Source organism: Bradyrhizobium sp. LeoA1Lang (assembly GCF_055413685.1).
Window position 1 is genome coordinate 28,469 of the sequence record NZ_JBVAPG010000059.1, and the last position, 20,355, is coordinate 48,823.

The 20,355-nt window shown below is 61.3% G+C and carries 22 protein-coding genes; 11 read left to right on the forward strand and 11 right to left on the reverse strand.

Annotation, left to right across the window (positions count from 1 at the left end):
• On the forward strand, window positions 1–504 hold the full coding sequence (locus ACZYOF_RS20655; protein WP_463700242.1) for a class I SAM-dependent methyltransferase: 504 nt from the start codon (window positions 1–3) through the stop codon (window positions 502–504).
• A gap of 409 nt (window positions 505–913) precedes the next feature.
• Complete coding sequence (locus tag ACZYOF_RS20660) at window positions 914–2,893, forward strand: hypothetical protein (protein ID WP_463716942.1); 1,980 nt, start codon at window positions 914–916, stop codon at window positions 2,891–2,893.
• Between the two features lie 18 nt (window positions 2,894–2,911).
• Here the strand turns inward: ACZYOF_RS20660 and ACZYOF_RS20665 are convergent, their stop codons facing one another.
• Entirely contained in the window at window positions 2,912–3,223 is a 312-nt protein-coding gene (locus ACZYOF_RS20665; protein WP_282530221.1) for a hypothetical protein, read from the reverse strand.
• Window positions 3,224–3,548: 325 nt separating this feature from the next.
• Here ACZYOF_RS20665 and ACZYOF_RS20670 point away from each other — a divergent pair, with 325 nt between their 5' ends.
• From ACZYOF_RS20670 to ACZYOF_RS20680, 3 genes are all read left to right on the forward strand, one after another.
• Window positions 3,549–3,791, forward strand: coding sequence for a DUF3551 domain-containing protein (locus ACZYOF_RS20670; RefSeq protein WP_130581505.1), 243 nt, complete (start codon window positions 3,549–3,551; stop codon window positions 3,789–3,791).
• A gap of 70 nt (window positions 3,792–3,861) precedes the next feature.
• Entirely contained in the window at window positions 3,862–5,088 is a 1,227-nt protein-coding gene (locus ACZYOF_RS20675; protein WP_463716943.1) for a class I SAM-dependent methyltransferase, read from the forward strand.
• A 229-nt stretch (window positions 5,089–5,317) separates the two neighbouring features.
• Entirely contained in the window at window positions 5,318–5,503 is a 186-nt protein-coding gene (locus ACZYOF_RS20680) for a hypothetical protein (protein WP_463716944.1), read from the forward strand.
• A 93-nt stretch (window positions 5,504–5,596) separates the two neighbouring features.
• On the opposite strand, the gene ACZYOF_RS20685 is transcribed toward ACZYOF_RS20680, so the two are convergent.
• The 9 genes from ACZYOF_RS20685 to ACZYOF_RS20725 are packed head-to-tail and all read right to left on the reverse strand — an operon-like array spanning window position 5,597 to window position 13,928.
• Window positions 5,597–6,787: a CaiB/BaiF CoA transferase family protein gene (locus ACZYOF_RS20685; protein ID WP_463716945.1), complete on the reverse strand. Its 1,191-nt coding sequence runs from the start codon at window positions 6,785–6,787 to the stop codon at window positions 5,597–5,599.
• Complete coding sequence (locus ACZYOF_RS20690) at window positions 6,784–7,743, reverse strand: HpcH/HpaI aldolase/citrate lyase family protein (RefSeq protein WP_463716946.1); 960 nt, start codon at window positions 7,741–7,743, stop codon at window positions 6,784–6,786. Before ACZYOF_RS20690 ends, ACZYOF_RS20685 begins: the two co-directional genes overlap by 4 nt.
• Window positions 7,740–8,699 carry a hydroxymethylglutaryl-CoA lyase gene (locus tag ACZYOF_RS20695; RefSeq protein ID WP_463716947.1) on the reverse strand — a complete coding sequence of 320 codons (960 nt, stop codon included), beginning with the start codon at window positions 8,697–8,699 and terminating at the stop codon, window positions 7,740–7,742. The genes ACZYOF_RS20690 and ACZYOF_RS20695 overlap by 4 nt, the downstream gene beginning before the upstream one ends.
• Before the next feature lie 7 nt (window positions 8,700–8,706).
• Window positions 8,707–9,414, reverse strand: coding sequence for a nitroreductase (locus ACZYOF_RS20700; protein WP_463716948.1), 708 nt, complete (start codon window positions 9,412–9,414; stop codon window positions 8,707–8,709).
• On the reverse strand, window positions 9,407–10,171 hold the full coding sequence (locus ACZYOF_RS20705) for an ABC transporter ATP-binding protein (RefSeq protein WP_282530215.1): 765 nt from the start codon (window positions 10,169–10,171) through the stop codon (window positions 9,407–9,409). The genes ACZYOF_RS20700 and ACZYOF_RS20705 overlap by 8 nt, the downstream gene beginning before the upstream one ends.
• A 7-nt stretch (window positions 10,172–10,178) precedes the next feature.
• Complete coding sequence (locus ACZYOF_RS20710) at window positions 10,179–11,354, reverse strand: amino acid ABC transporter substrate-binding protein (RefSeq protein ID WP_282530214.1); 1,176 nt, start codon at window positions 11,352–11,354, stop codon at window positions 10,179–10,181.
• 35 nt (window positions 11,355–11,389) lie between these two features.
• Complete coding sequence (locus tag ACZYOF_RS20715) at window positions 11,390–12,094, reverse strand: ABC transporter ATP-binding protein (RefSeq protein WP_282530213.1); 705 nt, start codon at window positions 12,092–12,094, stop codon at window positions 11,390–11,392.
• A complete protein-coding gene (locus ACZYOF_RS20720; protein WP_463716949.1) occupies window positions 12,091–13,068 on the reverse strand; it encodes a branched-chain amino acid ABC transporter permease in 978 nt (325 codons plus the stop codon). The genes ACZYOF_RS20715 and ACZYOF_RS20720 overlap by 4 nt, the downstream gene beginning before the upstream one ends.
• Window positions 13,065–13,928: a branched-chain amino acid ABC transporter permease gene (locus tag ACZYOF_RS20725; RefSeq protein WP_463716950.1), complete on the reverse strand. Its 864-nt coding sequence runs from the start codon at window positions 13,926–13,928 to the stop codon at window positions 13,065–13,067. The genes ACZYOF_RS20720 and ACZYOF_RS20725 overlap by 4 nt, the downstream gene beginning before the upstream one ends.
• Before the next feature lie 213 nt (window positions 13,929–14,141).
• Here ACZYOF_RS20725 and ACZYOF_RS20730 point away from each other — a divergent pair, with 213 nt between their 5' ends.
• From ACZYOF_RS20730 to ACZYOF_RS20750, 5 genes are read left to right on the forward strand one after another with little or no spacing between them, the layout of a single operon-like run.
• A complete protein-coding gene (locus ACZYOF_RS20730) occupies window positions 14,142–15,320 on the forward strand; it encodes an acyl-CoA dehydrogenase family protein (RefSeq protein ID WP_463716951.1) in 1,179 nt (392 codons plus the stop codon).
• The gene (locus ACZYOF_RS20735) at window positions 15,317–16,486 is read left to right on the forward strand and encodes a CaiB/BaiF CoA transferase family protein (protein WP_463716952.1); all 1,170 of its coding nucleotides are present in this window, start codon (window positions 15,317–15,319) and stop codon (window positions 16,484–16,486) included. The genes ACZYOF_RS20730 and ACZYOF_RS20735 overlap by 4 nt, the downstream gene beginning before the upstream one ends.
• Window positions 16,483–17,607, forward strand: a complete 1,125-nt coding sequence (locus tag ACZYOF_RS20740) for a CaiB/BaiF CoA transferase family protein (RefSeq protein WP_463716953.1) — start codon at window positions 16,483–16,485, stop codon at window positions 17,605–17,607. Before ACZYOF_RS20735 ends, ACZYOF_RS20740 begins: the two co-directional genes overlap by 4 nt.
• 4 nt (window positions 17,608–17,611) lie before the next feature.
• Entirely contained in the window at window positions 17,612–18,115 is a 504-nt protein-coding gene (locus ACZYOF_RS20745) for a MaoC family dehydratase (protein ID WP_130581604.1), read from the forward strand.
• Complete coding sequence (locus ACZYOF_RS20750) at window positions 18,099–18,908, forward strand: GntR family transcriptional regulator (RefSeq protein WP_130581603.1); 810 nt, start codon at window positions 18,099–18,101, stop codon at window positions 18,906–18,908. The genes ACZYOF_RS20745 and ACZYOF_RS20750 overlap by 17 nt, the downstream gene beginning before the upstream one ends.
• Before the next feature lie 65 nt (window positions 18,909–18,973).
• Here the strand turns inward: ACZYOF_RS20750 and ACZYOF_RS20755 are convergent, their stop codons facing one another.
• Window positions 18,974–19,429, reverse strand: a complete 456-nt coding sequence (locus ACZYOF_RS20755; protein WP_282530206.1) for a hypothetical protein — start codon at window positions 19,427–19,429, stop codon at window positions 18,974–18,976.
• A gap of 225 nt (window positions 19,430–19,654) precedes the next feature.
• Here ACZYOF_RS20755 and ACZYOF_RS20760 point away from each other — a divergent pair, with 225 nt between their 5' ends.
• Window positions 19,655–20,227, forward strand: a complete 573-nt coding sequence (locus ACZYOF_RS20760) for a hypothetical protein (RefSeq protein ID WP_463716954.1) — start codon at window positions 19,655–19,657, stop codon at window positions 20,225–20,227.
• Window positions 20,228–20,355 lie beyond the last annotated feature (128 nt).

Genomic DNA, 20,355 nt, shown 5'->3' on the forward strand with positions numbered 1-20,355 from the left:
ATCGGCCGACTCGCCAAGAACGCCACGGTGCTTGATCTCGGCTGTGGTCCAGGGCAACCGGTTGCGCAGCACATGATTGAACGAGGACTGCGCGTGACCGGCGTCGACTCCTCACCGACAATGATATCGTTCTGCCGTGATCGGCTGCCCGATCAAGAATGGATTGTCGCGGATATGCGGCAATTGTGGCTCGGTCGGCGGTTCGACGGCATACTCGCGTGGGACAGCTTCTTTCATCTCAATCACGACGACCAGCGAAGAATGTTTGCGGTTTTTGCTGACCACGCCTCTGTCGGAACGATATTGATGTTCAATACCGGACCGCAGCACTGTGAGAGCGTTGGCGAATACAGGGGCGATCCGCTGTATCACGCGAGCCTATCACCTGCCGAATACGAGATGTTTACCGAGCGTTTTGGGTTCAGCGTGCTGGAACACGCGACGAACGATGCGCAGGCGGGCGGACGAACGGTGTACCTCTGTCGACGGAATGACTTGGGGTAATGTCGCCTGCTGGCCCCTGAGCTGAACCGCGCGCGCTTTCACCATGTCGGTTGTCTGAACCAGGGCGGACATCGCTGTGCGCCTGCCTCGACCGCCGCTTTTTGGACCCGCAGGGACATCCCGCATTGGTCAGTATCACTGACCTCTGCGTGGCAGCGCGGCCACAACCACTTCACAAAATCGCGCCGCGCCGGTTTTCGCCATATCTACGGCGTTTCGCCTGACAATCGTGGTCCTCGGTTATTCGCATGCTCGGCTTCTGCTTTGAGAGCTTCGCCGGCTGGAGTGGCAACTGACCTCAGCCGGGACAGCGACGGCGCGTGAAAATAGCAGCGGCCGAGCCAGGACGTCCGGGTGGGGATCGGAAGGGCCGAGTGCGGTTCCGGCTTCCTCCAGAAAGGTTGTCAAAATGCATCTCGCCAGCCGGTTTTCTGCTGCAACAGCCGCGTTCATTTTCGCAACATTGGGATCGCCGGCCCACGCGGCGTCGGGCCCGTGCCGGGAGGCGGCCGAGATCTCGGTCTTGCCCTCGCCGTTCGCTCCGTGGAAGGGGGCGCCGCTGCGCGTCATGATCGTCAGTGAAAAGCCGCTCGAGGGTGTGATGTCGCTGGTCGCGCCCGACGGAAGCGTCGCGGCCAAATCGTCCGATCGGCACGGCGGTGCGCCGTACTCCTGGTTCGCCGAGGTTGCCGAGCCGGCCGCGGGGACGTGGCACGCCACGCTCGCGCTCGACCACCCGACGGCGGATTGCAGCACGATCACTCACGACATCTCCGTGAGCGCGCGCAAACCGGCCCCTGTGGCTATTCCCCCCGGCCGCTTCTGGAAGGTGCACAACGGCTGGAATCACGAGACGGAAGCCTTGTTCTCGGCGTGGATCGAGAAACTGTTCGACGCGCCTCCCGATCAGGATCTGTCCTGGAAAGCCTGGCATGAAGTCCTGCGCGACCGGTCACGCAATTTCCTGTTCAACTATCTTGGTCGCGGTGAAGACAGTGTGAAGACCGGCCTACGCCCCGACTGCGCCGACTTCGTGTATTTCCTGCGCGCCTATTTTGCCTACAAGGTGGGGCTGCCGTTCGGCTATTCCAATTGCTCACGCGGCACCGGCGGCAGGGCGCCCAAATGCTACCAGTGGTTCGACATGGAGCATCCGGAGGTGACACGTCCGCCGGCGCCGCCCGAACAGGAGATCGCACCGGCGACGATCGCCGACGCCACGCTGCCTGGGCAGACGCCGAGGATCCTGAACATGTTCGGCGGGCCCCCGTCGGCCCAGACACCAGCGCCGGCTGCGGCTCCGCAGAAGCCGCAGCCAAAGCCGCCGACAACGTTCGGTGAATATCTGCGGGACGTCGGCGACGTCGTGCATACCGGCGCCGTGCGGGTCGCCGCGAGCGACGAGAACACCGATTTCTACACCGTTCCGCTGGCGCAAGATACGCTCCGCCCGGGCACGGTGTACGCCGACCCCTATGGACACGTGTTGATGCTCGTTCATCGCGTGCCGGAGATGGACGGCAAGCCGGGCGTCTTCCTCGCCGTCGATGCCGAGCCGGACGGGTCGATCACGCGAAAGCGTTTCTGGCGCGGCAATTTCCTGTTCGTGCACGATCCTGCGCTCGGCAGCCCGGGCTTCAAGCACTTCCGGCCGATCGTGCGCGACAAAGGCGGTTCGTTGCGGCGGTTGGCCAACGCCGAAATCACCAACAATCCACAGTACGCCGATTTTTCGCTTGATCAGTCAAAGATGAGTGCCGAGGATTTTTACGATCGCATGGACGACGTGATGTCGCCCGAGCCTCTCGATCCCGTGAAAGCGATGACGGACGCCATCGCTAGCCTGAACGAGCAGGTGAAGACGCGTGTGACCTCGGTCGAAAACGGACGAAAATATCAGGAGAAGCAGGCCGGCGAGGTGGCCATGCCCAACGGCCCCTCGATCTTCGAGACCTCGGGCGCCTGGGAGGATTACTCCACACCGGCGCGCGATTTCCGCCTGTTGATCGCGATGGACGTCGTGCGGGGTTATCCTGATCGCGTCGTGCGGCGTGGGGCGCGCTACGCGATGCCGAACGGCAGGAGCATCGCGGACGTGCAAAGCGAACTGCAAGGGGTGCTTGCGTCCGAACTCGCCTCGCGAAAAATATCCTACACCCGCAGCGATGGCTCGCAGTGGACGCTGTCGCTCAAGGAGGTCCTTGACCGGGCCGCGAGCTTCGAGATGGCCTATAACCCGAACGACTGCGTCGAGGTGAGGTGGGGCGCGCCAGATAACAGCGAGGAGGCATCCACCTGCAAGCGGCATGCGCCGCAGGCGCAGCGCACGAAGATGTCGTCGGAGTACCGCACCTGGTTTCGCGAGCGACACTGGCCGACGCACACCTGAATCGCGGTACAGGGAATATCAAGGCCAACCGCTTTCTCGACCATAGACGCACTTGGCCATAGACCGCAGCGGAACGCCGAACCTGTTGTGAATGTCATACTCTACGAACGCCTCGAGGCGGCTGTGCGGCTGCTGCGGAGGCCACGCAAAATAGGGGGTGAAGAAGACCGGCTGCTGCCATTCGATGAGATTGACCCGGCGATACGCTGAGGGCGTCAGCGTCCGCTGTTTCACCGCCCGCTCACACCAATGACCGAACGTGGATGCCTGTGCGCCGGAAGCCGGGGCGAGCAAAAGCACCAGTGCTGCGAGCGCTGACATGGCCTTCATTTGACTGCTCCTCGTGCGGATGACAACGCATGAGATTGCGCCAGTCTTTCACGGACGTCTACCAAGATGTCGTGGCTGCTGTGTCGCACCAGTCTGCAATCACCTTGGCCGCCGGTCCATAAAAGACTGTACCGGTCGGGGCTGACGGCATTCTCGAGGCCGAGAGGTTAACATTTTCGACGCTCCCAAGCTCCAAGGACCATTGCTTACGATCATCTGCGCGGTCGATCTCGAAAATTTTAGTCCAGTGATGTGAGCCAGTTCACGTCGAACCCCCACGTTTGGTCCCAGCGTCGAGTGGGGCACTTCAACGTGGGAGAGAAAGATGCGTACCTTCCTTCTTGCTCTCGCGACGTCCGCGACCGTCCTCGCAACTGGCGTAACCCCGGTCGCAGCTAGCGAGTACCGGTACTGCCTCCAAGGCGAAGAGTTTGCTGGCACGGGCGATTGTGGATTCACCAGCTACCAGCAATGTCAGGCTACCGCATCAGGCCGCTTGGCCTACTGCGCTGCCAACCCTGATTTTGTGATCGTCCCGACAATTCGGGTCAGGTCGCACCACCGCTGACGCCACGTGTGTCGCAAGCAAATCAGATGGCTTGGTCCGCTGTGCATCATAAGGCGAAATCGATCATGTGATGGCAGCGGCCAAGTCTGGTATTGGCCCGGAGTCTGGTATTGGCCCGGTAGCCGACGTGCTGATAGGCAGCTCGAATGTTCGGGCAGCCGGGACGAACCCGCCTCGAGTGAAGGCGGATACTCATCCAATGGTTGTCGCATCTGGCCTCACCCGCTACTGTGGTGCCCGCTACAACGGGGATCCACCTTTGACAGCCGGATGTTCATCATACCTTGATCTTTATAGACGGCTGCAACAATCATGGTCCGCCGAGACCAGCAGCAAATGGCAGCGCGACAACCCAGCAGCAGGGCAATGCGCAGTCACCGCCTTGGTGGTTCAGGAAATGCTCGGTGGAGATATCCTGAAGACAAAGGTCGATGGGGCGTGGCATTTCTACAATTGCCTCGATGGACGCAGAGTTGATTTTACGGCGGGCCAATTCGTTAGTCCGATCGGCTACGACGATATCGTCAGCAACAGAGACGAAGCCTTTAACGAGACCTCGGCGAGCCAATATGAGCTTCTTCGTTCCTGTGTGACCCTTCTTGGTAGGGAACGTAGTCCGGCACTTGCCGAAAGGCGGTTTGCGGAGCGACGACAGGAATTCATCGGCCTCGATCGCGCCGCGCGCTTCAAACTGATCTATCAGACCAATCTTTGGGGAGCAAAATCGTCTGTATCGGGCGTCGGCTCCGAAATCACTGCGACGCAGAAGCTTCGCAAGGAATTGTCGGATTTGCTGCGCGGCCTGGGCGTGAGAACGTTTCTGGATCTGCCCTGCGGCGACTTCTCATGGATGGCTGAGACTGACCTGGATGACATTCGATATCTTGGCGCCGATATTGTACCTGAGATCATCGAGGCCAATTTGCTGAAGCATAGCAAGGACGACCGGGAATTTCGACGCATGGACATTGTCGAAGATCCAATTCCACGACACGATCTTGTCTTGTGCAGGGATTGTTTCGTGCATTTCTCATTTGCGCAGATCAGCCGCGCGATCGAAAACATCAAGCGATCCGGAAGCAAATGGCTACTAACGACGACGTTCCCGGGTATTCGCCAGAACCGTGATATTGAAGATGGAGACTGGCGGCCGCTGAACCTTCGGTCTGCTCCATTTCTGTTTCCCAGTCCGGATACAATACTCAATGAGGGTTGCACGGAGGCCGGCGGCGACTATTCGGACAAGTCCTTGGCCTTGTGGAGTATCGACAGCTTGCCTGTCGCTCATGAGCGATAACCGAATTGGAAAGATCATGACCGAAGGGCGAAGCCGAAGCTCCTGAGCAGGACGAAATGCTAGAGCATGATCCGGAAAGGTGGAAACCGGTTTTCCGAAAAGATCATGCTCTAGGGAGCGCCCTTCACGACGGTGTTGCAAGCGCAACACCGTCGCCTCTTGATCGCCTTGTCGATGGTATCTCGGGTCGCGCCGCAGGCGAAATTCCACAAAACGCCGGCAGCCCCTATTGAACGAGATTCTGCCGTTCTTCGTCGGTCAGGATTTGCTTTTCCTGGCTGGTCAGCATTCCGGCGCCGATGATTTGGATAGAGCCGTCGGGCTTTTGGGTTCTTCGGTCTTTGGCCCGATCTCGTTGGTCCGGCGTGCCGCCGTCATCGGCCCCGCCATAGCCCAGGAATTCCCTCCAGATTGAACCGATCAACCGTTCTGCGTAGGTGTTTTGCCGAGGTGAGCGGAGAGACGTCGGGCGGTCTCGAATGCCGATCGAAGCAATCTTGAGGAACGGTCAGATTATCCCGTTCCTTCGCAAATCGTCGATCTCATCCGGGCCAAGCCCCAGCAATTTGCCATAGACCTCATGGTTTTGGGCGCCGAGGCCGGCGCCCAGCCATCGGATCTCGCCCGGCGTCTCCGAAAGGCGTGGCACCACATCCGGAACCGCGATCGTACCGGCGCGGGAGTCCTTCATTTGGATGTTACCCCGCGCACGGTACTGCGGATCCCTGAAAATGTCCTCGATGCTATAGATCAGGCTTGCCGGGACGCCGCCGGTGGCGCAGAGCTTGAGCACGGCTTCACAGTCGAGCGAGGCGACCCAGTTGCCGACGATCGCGTTGACCTCCTCGCGGGCAGCGAGTCGAAGGTCCTTCGGACCGTAGCGCTCTGCCGAGGCGAGATCCGGCCGGCCCATCGCTTCCGCCAGGCGCGCGAACATCTGATCGCTCGTACAGGCGATGGCCACCCATTTGCCGTCCTTGGTCTGGTAGTGGCTGTGCGGGCAGACATTCACCGTGTCGGCCCCCATGCGCTCGCGCACATAACCAAACTTCTGGAATGCCGGCGCGATCTCGTCGAGCACACGGAATACGGACTCGTAGAGCGCCAGGTCGATGCATTGGCCCTCACCGGTCGTCTCCCGGGCGCGCAACGCGACCAAGGCTCCGATCGCACCATACATCCCGGACATGTAGTCCGCGAGCGAGGTCGAACCCGGCACCACCGGGACGCCGCCGGGTTCGCCGGCGAGATAAGTCAATCCGGAGAAGGCGTGCGCAATGCGCGCGAAGCCCAACTGCGCGCGCATCGGCCCGTCCTGTCCATAGGCCGAGATCCGAACGAGGATCGCGCCCCGATTGATCTGTTTAAGTTCGTCGTAACCGAGCCCCCATTTTTCGAGTGTGCCGGGCCGGAAGTTCTCCACGATGATGTCGCACTTCGCCGCAAGTTGCCGGAGGAGTTCACGCCCCCGCTCGCTGCCGAGATCCAGCGTCACGCACTTCTTGTTGCGCGCTTCGGACAGCCACACCAGGGTATCGCCGCAATCGGTATTGGTTCCGAGCCGCCTCAGCGAGTCGCCAGTCTTCGGAGGCTCGACCTTGATGACTTCGGCGCCGAACTCGCCAAGGATGGTGGCGCAGTGCGGCCCGGCGATGAACGTACCAAGATCGAGGACCCGGATTCCCGCCAGCGCGCTCATGATACGCTCCGGATGCGGGCCACCCGTTCGAAGAGCTTATTGGCGAGCTTGACGTGCATCAGGTCGATCATGTCGCCGTTCTTGTCCTTTACCGCGCCCCTACCCTCACGAGCCGCCACTTCCATGGCATCGATCAGCTCGCGCGCCCACGCGATCTGATCCGCTGATGGCGTCAGAACCTCGTGGATGGTGTCGATCTGCGAGGGATGGATCGCCATCTTGCCTTCGTAGCCTAGCGCCGCTGCACGCCTTGCCGCTGCGCGCAAGCCGTCCGCATCACGGATCACCGAGAACGGGCCGTCGATCGGCAGAAGACCGAAGGCCCGGCAGGCGTTCGCGATCCTCGCGGTCGCGAAATGCCAAAGGTCGTTCCAGTGGCGTTCCCGCCCGCCGCGCCCGTCGTCGTCGGTCAGCACCACGTAGTCGGCGGACGGCGCGCCGACCGCCCGCTGGAAGCTTCCCAGATCGAGCTGATAGTCGCCGCCGCCGAACACCAGGGCGCCGAGCCGACCGCCCGAGCGGGCGATGGCTTCGACGTCGGCGACCCCGCGCGGGGTCTCAATCAGTCCCATGATCCCCACCTTGCGCTCGCGCGGCGCGGCCGCCTCGGCGGACGCGATCATGACCTCCACCGCATGCACGTCGGCGGCGGATTCGCATTTCGGAAGCAAGATGTAGTCGAGCCGCGCGCAGGCCTCGACCACGTCCAGGATGTCGCGGCAGCCCCAAGGGGTGCCGAAACCGTTGACGCGAACGGCGACGACGCGCCGGCCCCAATCGAGCTCGTTGATGGCCTTGATCGCATCACCCCTTGCCCCCTCCTTCAGCGGGGCGATCACCGCATCCTCGAGATCGATGAAGATCGCATCCGCGGGCGTTTGTGCGGCCTTCTCGAGAAAGCGCGGCGATGTAGCCGGCACAGCGAGAAGCGATCGGAAGGTCACCTTGGACGTCATGAGTATCTCATATGAGGGTTGTGGGCGCCGAGTTCGCTTACGGATTTGCGCGTCGCTCCGTTCGCGCGATGGCTCTTCGGCTCGATTCGCAGCAGTCGTGCGATCTCATGCGACGCGAGCACCGCTTGCTCCGGATCGATCCCCGTCGCAATCCCCATCTCATCCAGCATCGCGACCAGATCCTCGGTCGGGAAATTGCCGACTGAGCCGAGCCTGGTCGGCATTGCAATACCGCCGCCGATCCCGCAGATCGCGCCCTCGAGCCAAGCAACGCCAGCGTCCAGCGCGGCGAGGATGTTGGCCGTCGCCATCCCCGCGAGATTATGGATGTGAAAACCGAAGGCCGAATCCGGAAACAGCTCGACCAGGCGGGAGACCAGGCGACTGACATGCGCCGGATCCTCCATGCCGAGGGAGCCCGCGAGATAGAAACGACGCACGCCGCCGTCATGCAGCCGGCGGACCACGGCGATCACATTGTCTTCCGGAATCAATCCCTCATAAGCACACCAGAAGGCCATGCCGAGCGCCATGACGAAGGGGATTGATCCCGCTTCGGCGATCCGAAACGATTCGAGGTTCTGCGCGATCGCCTCGTCGATCGTCATATTCTGATTCTTGCGCGTATAGGTCGCGCTGATGGTGATGAGGCCGAGCATCTCGTCGACCCGAACCTTGGTGCCGCGCTGGGCGCCGCGGGCGTTCGGCACCAGCGCACGGTACACCGTTCCCGGCCGCCGCTTGATACGCTCGAACACCTCCTCCGCATCGCGCAAATGCTGAACGGCCTTCGGATGGGCAAAGCTCGAGACTTCGATGACCGGCAGCCCAAGATCGGACAAGCGATCAATCATCGCGACCTTGGTGTCGGTGTCGATCCAGCCTGCGAAGCTCTGCAGCCCATCGCGCGGACCGACTTCGGCGACAACCATCTTCTGGGGAAGACTGAGCGACATCGCGGCCTCACAAGCCTTCGAAGGTGACGAAATCCTCCAGCGCCGCGCGCTCGGTCACAAGCGCGTTGATCGACGCCTCCAGATCGACGTGGCCGAGCGCCATCCCGCAGATGACGATCTCCTTCTCGGGAATGTTGAGGATCGGCCGGATGATCTTGTGGAAATCGGCGAATGCCGCTTGCGGGCAGGTGTGCAGTCCCCGACCGCGTGCTGCGATCATGAGCGTGCCGAGATAAATCCCGAGATCGAGCCAGCTCCCCATCTCCAGGTCTTCGTCGAGCGTGAAGATGATGCCGACGGGAGCGCCGAAGAATTCGTAATTGCGCATCCGCGCCTGCTGCGTGCCCTCGAAATCGCCTTTGGCGACGCCAAGCAGGCTGTACATGTCCCAGCCGATCTTGCGGCGGCGGGACAGGAACGGCTCGCGCCAGTTAACGGGGTAATAGTTCCATTCGCGCTGATACGGCCCGAAGCCGTCGCGCGCGACGGCATCGAAGATCGCTTTCGTCAACCGTTGCTTGACGTCCCCCGCGATCACCCGAACCCGCCATGGCTGGATGTTGCTGCCGCTGGCGCTGCGGCTCGCGAGCCTCAGCAGTTCCTCGACGGTGGAGCGCGCGACCGGCGTCGGCAGGAAAGCCCGCACGGATTGGCGCGAGTTAATGGCTTCATCGACAACGGAAGCGACGTTGGCGGACTCTGACTTTTCATGCATCGGTGAAGCTCAGCGCCTTCATGCTTTCCGGGATCTCTCCGAGAAACAGCCGCTTGACATCCTCATTGGCCAGCAAATCCTTGGCGCTGCCTTCACAGGCCACCTGGCCGAGGTGCATGACATAGCCGCGGTCGGAGATGCCGAGGGCGTGCGAAGCCTTCTGCTCGACCATCACCACGGTCATGCCCTCGTCACGCAGCGACATCAGCCGCTCGAAGACGATATCGACAAATTTCGGCGATAGGCCAAGCGAGGGTTCGTCAAGCATGATGATCTCGGGGCTCGTCATCAGCGCCCGGCCGATTGCAAGCATCTGCTGCTCGCCGCCGCTCATGGTATCGGCCTGCTGCTTCATGCGTGGCTTGAGTGCAGGAAACAACTGCATCACACGCTCGGTCGCCGCCTCGATCCTCGCGCGGTTGTTGCCGAGAATATGCGCGCCGATCATCAGATTGTCGCGCACCGTCATTTCCGGAACGACGATGCGGCCCTGCGGGACATAAGCAATGCCGCGGTAGACCCGCCGGTCGGCAGGCTCTCGGGTAATGTCGGTGCCGTGCACCTTGATGTTGCCCTTCCAGGCTCGCAGCAGGCCAGCCGCGACTTTGACCACCGTCGACTTGCCGGCGCCGTTCGAGCCGACGATGGTCGTGATCACACCCTTCGGGAAAACCAGGCTCGCGCCGCGGATGACCGCGACGTCGCCATAGCCCGACGTGACGTTCCGAACCTCAAGTGGCGCAGGGATTACGGTCATGCGGACCTCAGCGCTTGTCCCAGGCGGGGATCGGCAATTTCGGCTCGGCGGTCTTGTACTCCTCAGGCCAGATCACCTCGCGTTTTCCGTTCTGGACCTGAACCACGAGGCCGCGTACGCCGATCTGCATATAGGTGGTCGGATCGACCTCATGCTTGCCCATCACCGTGCCCAGCTTCAAGGTGGTGAGAACCTCGCGAACCTTTTCGGTGTCGATCGAGCCCGCTTTCTTCACAGCGGCCTCAAGCACCGTGCCGGCGACGAACCCAAAGGCCGCGTAGTAGCCGGGGTCGACGCCGTATTTGTCGCGGTAGGTCTTGACGAACTCCTTGTTGCCTTCGCTCGGCAGCGACGGCTCGTAGAGCGACATGCCGAGCGCATATTCAGCGTCCTTCCCCGCGGAGGTGATGAAATCCTCCTGCGAGACGCCATTGGCGATGAAGAATTTCGGCATGTAGTTCATCGAGTGAAACTGGCGGACCGTTTCGATGGCCTCGCTTGGGTAAAGCAATCCGATCCAAAGGTCGGGCTGTAGCTGCTGTCCCTTGGCGATCTGGGACGAGAAGTCGGCAGTGCCGGCCGGAAAATATTCGTCTATCACCACCTTGACGTCCTTGCCGCTCAGCGACTCCTTGATCGCCTTGCTGATGTCGCGTGCGGCGGCATAGTCGCGCGAGACCAGCGCTATCGACTTGATGTGGTACTTCCCCGTTATCGGCACGATGCCGTCAGCATAGGAAGAGATCCGCGCGGCGGTCTGGAATACATATTTGAAACCGCGCTGCTGGATGGCTTCAGCCGCGCCGCCGCCATTGATCATGATAACCTTGTGCTTCTCCGCCACCGCCGACCCCGTGGCGGCGGTCGCCGATCCCAGCGAGGACATCACAAGATTGACTTTGTCATTGGTGATCAATTTCTCATAGAGCCGCGCCGCAGTCGCCGGATCCGAGCGGTCGTCATAGACGACGAACTCGATCGGGCGGCCGGCCAGTCCGCCGCGAGCATTGGCCTGTTCGCGCCAGAGGTCGAGGCCCTTGAAATATGGCCCCGCGGAGTCCGCGAGATTGCCGGTCTGCGACAACGCCACACCGATCCGCACCGGCTCAGCCGCGTTGCCAAAGGCGGCTGGCGCAAGCGCGGCAACGGTTACGGCTGCCGCCAGAACGAACCTCCATATCATCTCTTTCCTCCCTGCAACTGTGCGCGGTTTTTTGTTCAGAAATAGGCCTGCAATACCCTGGCGTCGTTGCGGACGGTCGCGGTATCGCCGTGGGCGATCAACCGTCCCTCGGCCAGGACGTAGACGAGATCGCACTCGTTCAGGACGATGCGCATTTCATGATCGATGAAGAACACCGTGATGCCCTTGGCGCAAAGCGTCCTCAAATGTTCGACGATGCGGTTCTGCAGGCGCGGATTGATGCCGGCGAACGGCTCATCGAGCAGCATGACCTTGGGCTGCAGCATCAACGCCCGGGCGATCTCGACGAGCTTGCGTTGACCGTAGGAAAGCTCCGCTCCCCAGCGGTCGGCGATATCAGCGATCTCCAGGAATTCCAGCAGTTCCATTGCCAGCGCAATCGCTGCACGATCGTCACGGCCGCGCGCGACCGCCACGAGATTTTCCAGCACCGTCATTTCCGCGAACAGTCGGCTGATCTGGAAGGTGCGCGCAACGCCCAGCCCGCAAATCTCCGCCGCCGACGCCGAGGTGATGTTGCGCCCGTCGACCAGGACGCGACCGGTGTCGGGCCGTAACGTGCCGGCAATGATGTTGAACAGCGTCGACTTGCCGGAACCGTTGGGGCCGATCACGCCGGTGATCGAACCCCGCGTCACGTCAATGTCCACGGAATCGAGCGCGATCCGGCCCGCGAAACGCTTCGAGACCTTCTCGACGGCAACGATTGTGTCGCTCATGACAGTGCCTCGCCATGGCGTGCGGCAAGCCGGCGAAACAGCGGCCGGCTCACGGTGACCCAGCCGGTCTTCATGCCGAGGCTGACGATGCCACGCGGCATGAAAAGCACCGCAAGCAAGATGATCACGCCGACCGAGGCCAGGTAGATCTGAGGATAGTTGGCCCACAGCAATTCGTTGACCACGGAGAGCACGACCGCACCGCAGAGCGGCCCGAGCACCGTACCCATGCCACCGAGCAGCACCATCGCGATGGTGGTGAGCTCGATATTGGGGGCGAAGGCGGTGGGCGGATCGATGAAGCCGAGATAGACCGCATAGAGCGAGCCCATCGCAGCCGGCGCGATCGCCGACGCCACGAACGTGCCGATCTTCAGTCGCGTGGTTGGAATGCCCAACGACTCCGCGGCATCCTCGTCCTCGCGGATCGCCAGCAGCTTGAGGCCGAGCCGGGAGTTGTCGAGCTTCCAGGTCAGGAACAGCATGACCCCGGCCACTGCCGCCGCGACATAGTAGACCGGACGGAGATCGCTGACCGGCTTCAGATAGATGCCGGTGCCGCCGCCGGTAACGGAGTCGAAGCCGAGCGCAAAGGCTTCCAATACCCGCGTCAGGCCAAACATGCCGATGGCGAAAAACGGTCCCTTCAAGCGCAGCATGGCGCCGCCGAGCGGGATCGCGGTTAAAGCTCCCGCAAGGCCCGCTATGATGGCGGCGAAATACCAGGGCACGCCCAAGTGAAAGTTCAGGAGCGACCCGACATATGCACCAATGCCGAAGAAACCCACCTGTCCGAAATGGGTATAGCCGGCATATCCGCCGATCCAATTCCAGGAGTAGGCCAGCACCAGGAAGATCAGGAGCTGGATGGAAAAGGAGACGGTATAGTCGGAGCCGATGAGAGGCAGAACGAGTGCGGCGACGCCGGCCACACCCGCGACGCCGAGGGAATTGACCTTCTTCATACGGTTCATACGCGCATTCCCGCACCAAGCAGTCCGCGCGGGCGAACCAGGAGCACAGCCAGCATCAACAGGAACAGGAAGGCTGAGCCGATCACCGCGCCGGCAAGATAGCTCCCGACAACCTCGATCACACCAAGCAGCAGCGCGGCGGCAATGGCGCCTGGATAGCTACCCATGCCGCCGACGATGATGACCGCGAAGGCCTTGATGATGAAACGCGAGCCAAGCTGCGGATCGACCGCAAACGCGGGCGCGACGAGAACGCCGGCAAACCCGGCCATCGCGGTGCCCAACGCGAAGGTCATAAGGCGAATCCGCTCGATGGCGATGCCGGAAATGCTCGCGAGCTCCGGCGCACGCGACACCGACCGCACCGCGCGACCGAAGCGGGTGAACTCGAGCAACCACCATACGGCAAGGCTGACACCAATCGCGCAGGCGAACGACACCAGCCGGGAAATCGATACGTTGACGCCGAGGACGCGCAGCGATCCGCTGAGCACGCCGGGCAGACCGCTGTAGCCGCCGCCCCAGATCAGGATCGCCACGTTGACCAGTATCGTCGACAGCGCGTAGGTCGCAAGCAGCGACATGATCATCGGCGCCCCCTCAATGCGCCGCAGGATCAGCAGATGAATGAGGACGCCGAACACCGCGCAACCGAGCGGGACCACTAGGATGGCGACCCAGAACGGCAGCTTGAAACCGACGGCGATCGAGACGGTGGACAGCGCGGCAATTGCAAGAATGTCGCCATGCGCGAAATTGATCACCCGCATCACGCCGAAGATCAGATTGAGCCCGCACGCCATCAAGGCGTAGACGCCGCCGAGCAAAATCCCGCCGATCAAAAGATCCGCTACCGGCATGGAAGAACCACCACGGGCAGCGACAAAGCGCGGCGCGATGCATTGAACGATTCAGGATGGCCGGATTGCATGCGCGACATAATTCCTCCCCGATCAAGATCCCAATTTTGTCCTGACAACTACTTGGTACTTTACTTGTCGTCAAGGCTGCGTTTATAGATCAATTTGCAAGAAGCGGATAATTTGTCCGTACAACTTTGGAGGATTCGCCCGATGACGCAGGCGCTTGGCAGCTACACGCCGATGGGCGCGGACGAAGAAAGCCAGATCCTGGACACGATCGAGCGCTGGGTCGGGCGCGAGCTCAAGCCGATCGTGCGCGAGTACGATCACGCCGATCGCTATCCGCATCAGGTCGTCGAGCAGATGAAGGAGCTTGGCCTGTTCGGGGCGGTCATCGCGCCGGAATATGGCGGCCTCGGTTTGTCGGCATCAACCTATGCCAAGATCGTCATGAGCATCTCGTCCGTATGGATGTCGATCACGGGCATCATCAATTCGCACCTGATGCTCGCTCTGGCGATCCAGAAATTCGGCACTTCGCAGCAGAAGTCGCGGTGGCTGCCGAAGCTCGCCTCGGGCGAGATTCGTGGCGGGCTGGCGCTGACCGAACCGGATGCCGGCACCGACCTGCAGGGCATCCGGATGAACGCCAGGCGCGACGGCGACCATTACGTCATCAACGGCACCAAGACCTGGATCACCAACGGCGCCGAAGGCTCGTGCTTCGCAATGCTGGTCAAGACCAACCCCAACGCCCAGCCGCGCTATAACGGCATGAGCCTGTTCATTGCGCCGAAGCAGGAAGGCTTCACGGTCGGCCGCAAGCTGCCGAAGCTCGGCTACAAGTCGATCGACACCGCAGAATTGATTTTCGAGAATTATCGCCTGCCCGCCGATCACCTGATCGGCGGGGTCGAAGGCCAGGGCTTCTTTCAGGCCACCGGAGGACTGGAACTAGGCCGTATCAACGTCGCTTCGCGGGGCGTCGGCATCGCGGAAGGGGCGCTGAAACTCGCTGCCGAATACGCCCAGATCCGCAAGACCTTCGGCAAGCCGATCTGCGAGCATCAAGCCATTCAGCTCAAGCTCGGCGAAATGGCAACCCGCGCGCGTGCCGCGCGGCTGCTCACGCTCGACGCCGCCCAGGCATTCGACCGCGGTGAGCGCTGCGACATGGAGGCGGGCATGGCCAAGTATTTCGCAAGCGAAACCGCGCTCGAGAACTCGATCGAAGGCATGCGCATCCATGGCGCCTATGGTTATTCGCGGGAATTCGACATCGAGCGCCTGTATCGCGACGCGCCGCTAACCTGCATCGGCGAAGGCACCAACGAAATGCAGCGCATCATCATCTCCAAGCAGCTCATCAAGAGGAACCCCGCGCTATGAAGCCACTCCAGGGTGTGCGCATCGTCTCGGTAGAACAGTTCGGCGCGGGTCCCTACGCCACCATGCTGCTCGCCGATCTCGGCGCCGAAGTCATCAAGATCGAGAACGCGGCGATCGGCGGCGACCCGTCGCGGAACACCGGCCCGTTCATGCTGGGTACCAATGACAGCGAGTACTTCCAGGCCTTCAATATCAACAAGAAGAGTGTCGCCATCGACCTGCGCAGCGAAGAAGGAAGGGCGGCGCTGAGGGAATTGGCGGCGGGCGCGGACGCCCTTCTCAACAACTTGAGGGGCGACCTGCCCTCGAAGCTCGGCCTCAACTACAGCTCACTGGCGGCGGTCAACCCAAGCATCGTGTGCGTCCATCTTTCGGCCTACGGGCGGGACAACGATCGCGCGTCATGGCCAGGCTATGATTACCTGATGCAGGCGGAAGCGGGCCTCATGCATCTGACCGGCGAGCCTGACGGCCCGCCGTCGCGCCTCGGGGCTCCTTCGATCATCGATCAGACCACCGGACTGACCGCAGCCGTGGGGCTCCTCTCCGCGATCATTCAGGCTCGCAGTTCCGGCAAAGGCTGCGACGTGGACACCTGCCTGCTCGACGTCGCGCTGCACCAGCTCGGCTATGTCGCGACCTGGTATCTTAACGAGGGCCACATTTCCTCGCGGCAACCACGCAGCGCCCACTATTCGGTCGCTCCGGTCCAGACCTTTCCAACCTCGGACGGCTGGCTGTTCATCATGTGCATGACCGACAAGTTCTGGGGGGAGCTGATCAAGGCGATCGAAAGGAAGGATCTTGCCTCCGATCCACGCTTCGCTACCCAGGCCTTGCGTCAGGCCAATCGCGATGAGCTAACATCCATCATCGATGCCGATATGCGCCGGCATTCGACATCCTACTGGCTTGGCAAGCTCAATGGCGTGCTGCCCGTCGCCCCCGTGCTCGATCTGGCGCAGGCGCTCGACAATCCCTTCCTGCAGACCTCGGGAATGATCAATGTCATCTCGCACCCGGCGAAGCCGAACATGCGGGTGCTTGCGAACCCGATCAAGATCAATGGGCAGCGCCCGAGCCAGGCGGCTTGCTCGCCATACGGGGCCGACAATCCGACCTATGTCGGCAAGGCGCGCTCGACTGCACCGGTTCGTTCTCCATGAAGCTCGAAGGTATCCGCGTCATCGACCTCTCGGTGTTTCTGCCGGGCCCGTATCTCACCCTGGCAATGGCCGACCATGGCGCTGAGGTCATCAAGATCGAAGCCCCCGGCGAGGGAGATCCCGGCCGGCACATCGGGCTTTCCGACGGGCCGAGCACGGTCTTCTTTCGCAATCTCAATCGCGGCAAGAACAGCGTCGTGCTCGACCTGAAGGATCGCGCTCAACGCGACGCCCTGCTCTCGCTTTGCGAGACGGCCGACGTCTTCGTCGAGTCATTCCGGCCGGGGACAGTGGACCGCCTCGGCGTCGGCTACGAGGCTGTGCGAGCGTGCAATCCACGCATTGTCTATTGCTCGATCAGCGCATTCGGGCAGGATGGCGATCTGCGCGGCCGGCCGGCGCACGATCTGGCCCTGGAAGCTGAAAGCGGTCTGCTCAGCATGACGCTGGGCAGTGACGAAAAGCCGGCGATGCCCGGCATTCCCGCCGCCGACGTTCTCGCCGGACTTCAGGGATTGTCCGGCGTCCTGATGGCTCTGCTGCGTCGCGAACAGACGGGAGTCGGCGACTACATCGACATCAGCATGCACGAGGTCATGGTCGGCGGGATGTTGAATATCCTGGGGCCTGCATTTGCGGAAAACCGCCAACCGATTCCGGCGCACGAACGCACGACCGGCGGCGCCGCCTTCTATCGCCCCTATGAAACGCTTGATGGCCGCTATCTCGTCCTCGCCGGGCAGGAGCCCAAATTCATTCACAACCTGCTCGGCGCGTTCGGTCGGCCGGATCTGGCCGAACCGTGCCTGCGCGGTCCAGGGCCGCATCAAAAGCCTGTCATGGACTTCCTCACCGCTGAATTCCGCAAGAAGACGCTGCCGGAATGGAACGCGTATCTTGCGACGATCGATGTCTGCTATGGCCGTGTCAACACCCTGCCTGAAGCTTTGGCGCACCCGAACCTGATCGCACGCGGGATGATCCGGCGCGATGAGCTGAACCGACGTCATATCGGTCCCCCCATCCGCTTCCGTCACGAGCCCGCCCAGCCCAATCTGCATGAACCTGGGTTGGGTGAGCACACGGCCGCATTCCTCAACGACATCCCAGCTTCGGAGTGACAGCATGCAAAGCTACGATCAGACCGGCCCCCAGCGCTACCGCGAAAGCTTTGGACGGTACTATGACGAATTCAACGTTGGCGATGTCTATGAGCACCGGCCCGGCCGCACCATTACCGAAAGCGACAACACCTGGTTCACCCTGATCACGATGAACACCCATCCCCTGCATTTCGACAAGGAATATGCCGCCAAGTCGGAGTTCAAGCGGCCGCTGGTCAATAGTTGCCTGACCCTGTCGATGGTGGTCGGCATGAGCGTCAGCGACATCAGCCAGAAAGCTGTCGGCAATCTCGGCTGGAACGACATCAAGCTGACGGCCCCCGTATTCGTCGGGGATACGATCTACGCAGAATCGGAGGTGCTCGCGAAGCGAGAATCGACCTCGCGGCCCGGACAAGGACTTGTCACGGTCCGCACAATCGGCAAAAAGGCTGACGGGACACAGTTCATCAGCTTCGAGCGCACCGCGCTGATCGCCAAGAGAGGTTATGGGATCGAAGATTGACACGAAGGCACGTCGCAGCGGCACGCCGAAAGGCAGGCCGCCGAGCCGTGCGCCGGCCAACGTCAAGTCCGACGAACCACTCTATCTCCAGGTTGTCCGTGCCTTGAAGGACGAGATCGTAAGCGGCGTCTATCCTGTGGGATCGCAGCTTCCGACCGAAGAGGAGCTGTGCGAACGATTCGCGGTCAGCCGCTACACGGTGCGGGAAGCCCTGAGACGACTGCGCGAGGACAATCTGGTCTCCTCGCGTCAAGGCGCTGGCACGACGGTCGTCCCTCCCCGACCCGCCGATTCCTTTGTCCACGAGGTCATGTCGATCAACGACCTCGTCGCCTTCGCGACCGGCGTGCGCTTCGCGATCGACACGATCGAAATGATCGAGATCGACGACAAGCTCGCCGCGCGGACCGGAATCGCAAGCGGCGAACATTGGCTTTCGGTGCGCGGCTTCCGCCACACCGAGGGCAGCGAACTTCCCGTATGCTGGACCGAGGTCTATATCAACAGAGAGTTTGCCGCGGTCGGCCGGCTATTGCAGCGCCACAGAGGGCCGATCTTCCATTTGATCGAAGATCTGTTCGGCCAAAGCATCGTCGAAGTTCACCAGGAGATCGCCGCGGCTTTGATTTCGCCCGCCCTGGCGAGCGGACTGAAAGTGAAAGCTGGAACGACGGCGCTCGAAGTGCAGCGTACCTACAAGTTGGCGACGGGAAAGATCGCGCAGGTCGCCATCAATACGCACCCGGCCTCGCGGTTCCGCCACTCGATGACGATGCGGCGCGTGAGGGGATGATTTGCGGCCAGATCTGCAACCTCAGAACGATCTTGGTGAGTTCCTAACCAAGCGCGGTGCGATCATCAGGGCGCAAACAAGAGCTCGCCGGTCGCCAGGTCTCGCCTCCACGCGCCACGAAAGACTTCACCGGAATTGCTGGATTCGAAGCGGCCCACGATGTAGGGACGCCAGTTGATCATGTAAGCCTGGAATCTCGGATCGTTCCGGGGAAAGGCTTGGTCGCAAGACGTGCCACGGCTATCAACGACGAATGTCTGCCCTTCCTGCACGCCTTTGATGGCTTCAATCACGCGTACTCTGATCAGAGGCGTCGATCTCCAGTCGTCGCCGTTGACCCATGGTGGCCTCAAGAGCTGAATCGGCTCGACGCGCGCGATGACCGGCTCGTCCCGGGCCCCCGCTGGCAGCGAGTCCAACAGGGTGCTCGTATGCCACTGCACGTGACGGCAGGCCATCGCGGGTTGGACCACGGCCAGCAGAGCCACAAATGAGAAAGCCGTTCGGATCATCATGCTCATCCTGGATGCTCTTTTGAGTCCCATGCGACCTTTTTATGTGTCGCACCGGCTACGGAATCATTGAGATTTTTCGGCTTTCCGGACGCTCCGGGACACGAAGTTTCGATAGATCCGGAATCGATACTGCAAGCATAAACAACTTATGGTAGTCTCACGCTACTTGAGAACTCGCGCTAGCTGAATTCGAGTAACGGCACAGCACCAAGAATTGGGAGCCCCGCGATCATGGCTGAACCGTTAAGGCCTCTGCTTGAAGCGCTATCCGCGGAGCCAGGGACGAAGAACTTTTCCGGTGAAATCCGCTCCGCCCAGGACCTTTTGAGTTCAGAAGCGCTGGCGAAGCTGGAAGCGCGTCATGCTGGCATTTTCGCGATCGTTTTAGTCGACGAGAAGATCGATGTCTCGGTATTTCAATACTTGAAGAGCGATTCCATCGCCAACGACACCGGACCAAATGTCTTCGCCCTTTACGAAGGGGCACCTAAGTCCCGAGTCGTTCGCGACGTCAAGATCGATGGACTAGGAGCAATTCGGACCGAGAGCCCGGTTGTTGCTTTCGCACGAAGCCTTTTTCCCAACAATCAAATCATCTTTCCCGGTGTGGTGATTGCTGAGCGCCTTACAGGCAAGGAGGCCGTGTTCGTCCCGCTCAATTCCGGGGTACAGGCTGATGTGACCGACCGTCTCAGAAAACTCTGGGGCCTCATCAATGACTCCTGGAAAGCTCGCACCAAGGACAAGCCATTTACTCGGGCGTTAGGCGAACTCCTGGCCCTAACATTACAGTTGTTTTTTTAGTGGTTTCTGAATCCATGGGCAACCATGATTCGAAGATCGTGGACGCAGGCAGCGTCGATTGAGGAGACGCTTGCGTTGTGGGCGGCGTCGCTTCGGGAGATCAAGAAGCGGATACGTCCGTTGTTCAG

Bases quoted from the DNA above. Each gene is read 5' to 3' on its own strand.
- ACZYOF_RS20660 (WP_463716942.1), top strand. From the start codon at position 914: ATGCATCTCGCCAGCCGGTTTTCTGCTGCAACAGCCGCGTTCATTTTC.
- ACZYOF_RS20665 (WP_282530221.1), bottom strand. From the start codon at position 3,223: ATGAAGGCCATGTCAGCGCTCGCAGCACTGGTGCTTTTGCTCGCCCCG.
- ACZYOF_RS20670 (WP_130581505.1), top strand. From the start codon at position 3,549: ATGCGTACCTTCCTTCTTGCTCTCGCGACGTCCGCGACCGTCCTCGCA.
- ACZYOF_RS20675 (WP_463716943.1), top strand. From the start codon at position 3,862: ATGGCAGCGGCCAAGTCTGGTATTGGCCCGGAGTCTGGTATTGGCCCG.
- ACZYOF_RS20685 (WP_463716945.1), bottom strand. From the start codon at position 6,787: ATGAGCGCGCTGGCGGGAATCCGGGTCCTCGATCTTGGTACGTTCATC.
- ACZYOF_RS20690 (WP_463716946.1), bottom strand. From the start codon at position 7,743: ATGACGTCCAAGGTGACCTTCCGATCGCTTCTCGCTGTGCCGGCTACA.
- ACZYOF_RS20695 (WP_463716947.1), bottom strand. From the start codon at position 8,699: ATGTCGCTCAGTCTTCCCCAGAAGATGGTTGTCGCCGAAGTCGGTCCG.
- ACZYOF_RS20700 (WP_463716948.1), bottom strand. From the start codon at position 9,414: ATGCATGAAAAGTCAGAGTCCGCCAACGTCGCTTCCGTTGTCGATGAA.
- ACZYOF_RS20705 (WP_282530215.1), bottom strand. From the start codon at position 10,171: ATGACCGTAATCCCTGCGCCACTTGAGGTTCGGAACGTCACGTCGGGC.
- ACZYOF_RS20710 (WP_282530214.1), bottom strand. From the start codon at position 11,354: ATGATATGGAGGTTCGTTCTGGCGGCAGCCGTAACCGTTGCCGCGCTT.
- ACZYOF_RS20715 (WP_282530213.1), bottom strand. From the start codon at position 12,094: ATGAGCGACACAATCGTTGCCGTCGAGAAGGTCTCGAAGCGTTTCGCG.
- ACZYOF_RS20720 (WP_463716949.1), bottom strand. From the start codon at position 13,068: ATGAACCGTATGAAGAAGGTCAATTCCCTCGGCGTCGCGGGTGTGGCC.
- ACZYOF_RS20725 (WP_463716950.1), bottom strand. From the start codon at position 13,928: ATGCCGGTAGCGGATCTTTTGATCGGCGGGATTTTGCTCGGCGGCGTC.
- ACZYOF_RS20730 (WP_463716951.1), top strand. From the start codon at position 14,142: ATGACGCAGGCGCTTGGCAGCTACACGCCGATGGGCGCGGACGAAGAA.
- ACZYOF_RS20735 (WP_463716952.1), top strand. From the start codon at position 15,317: ATGAAGCCACTCCAGGGTGTGCGCATCGTCTCGGTAGAACAGTTCGGC.
- ACZYOF_RS20740 (WP_463716953.1), top strand. From the start codon at position 16,483: ATGAAGCTCGAAGGTATCCGCGTCATCGACCTCTCGGTGTTTCTGCCG.
- ACZYOF_RS20745 (WP_130581604.1), top strand. From the start codon at position 17,612: ATGCAAAGCTACGATCAGACCGGCCCCCAGCGCTACCGCGAAAGCTTT.
- ACZYOF_RS20750 (WP_130581603.1), top strand. From the start codon at position 18,099: ATGGGATCGAAGATTGACACGAAGGCACGTCGCAGCGGCACGCCGAAA.
- ACZYOF_RS20755 (WP_282530206.1), bottom strand. From the start codon at position 19,429: ATGAGCATGATGATCCGAACGGCTTTCTCATTTGTGGCTCTGCTGGCC.
- ACZYOF_RS20760 (WP_463716954.1), top strand. From the start codon at position 19,655: ATGGCTGAACCGTTAAGGCCTCTGCTTGAAGCGCTATCCGCGGAGCCA.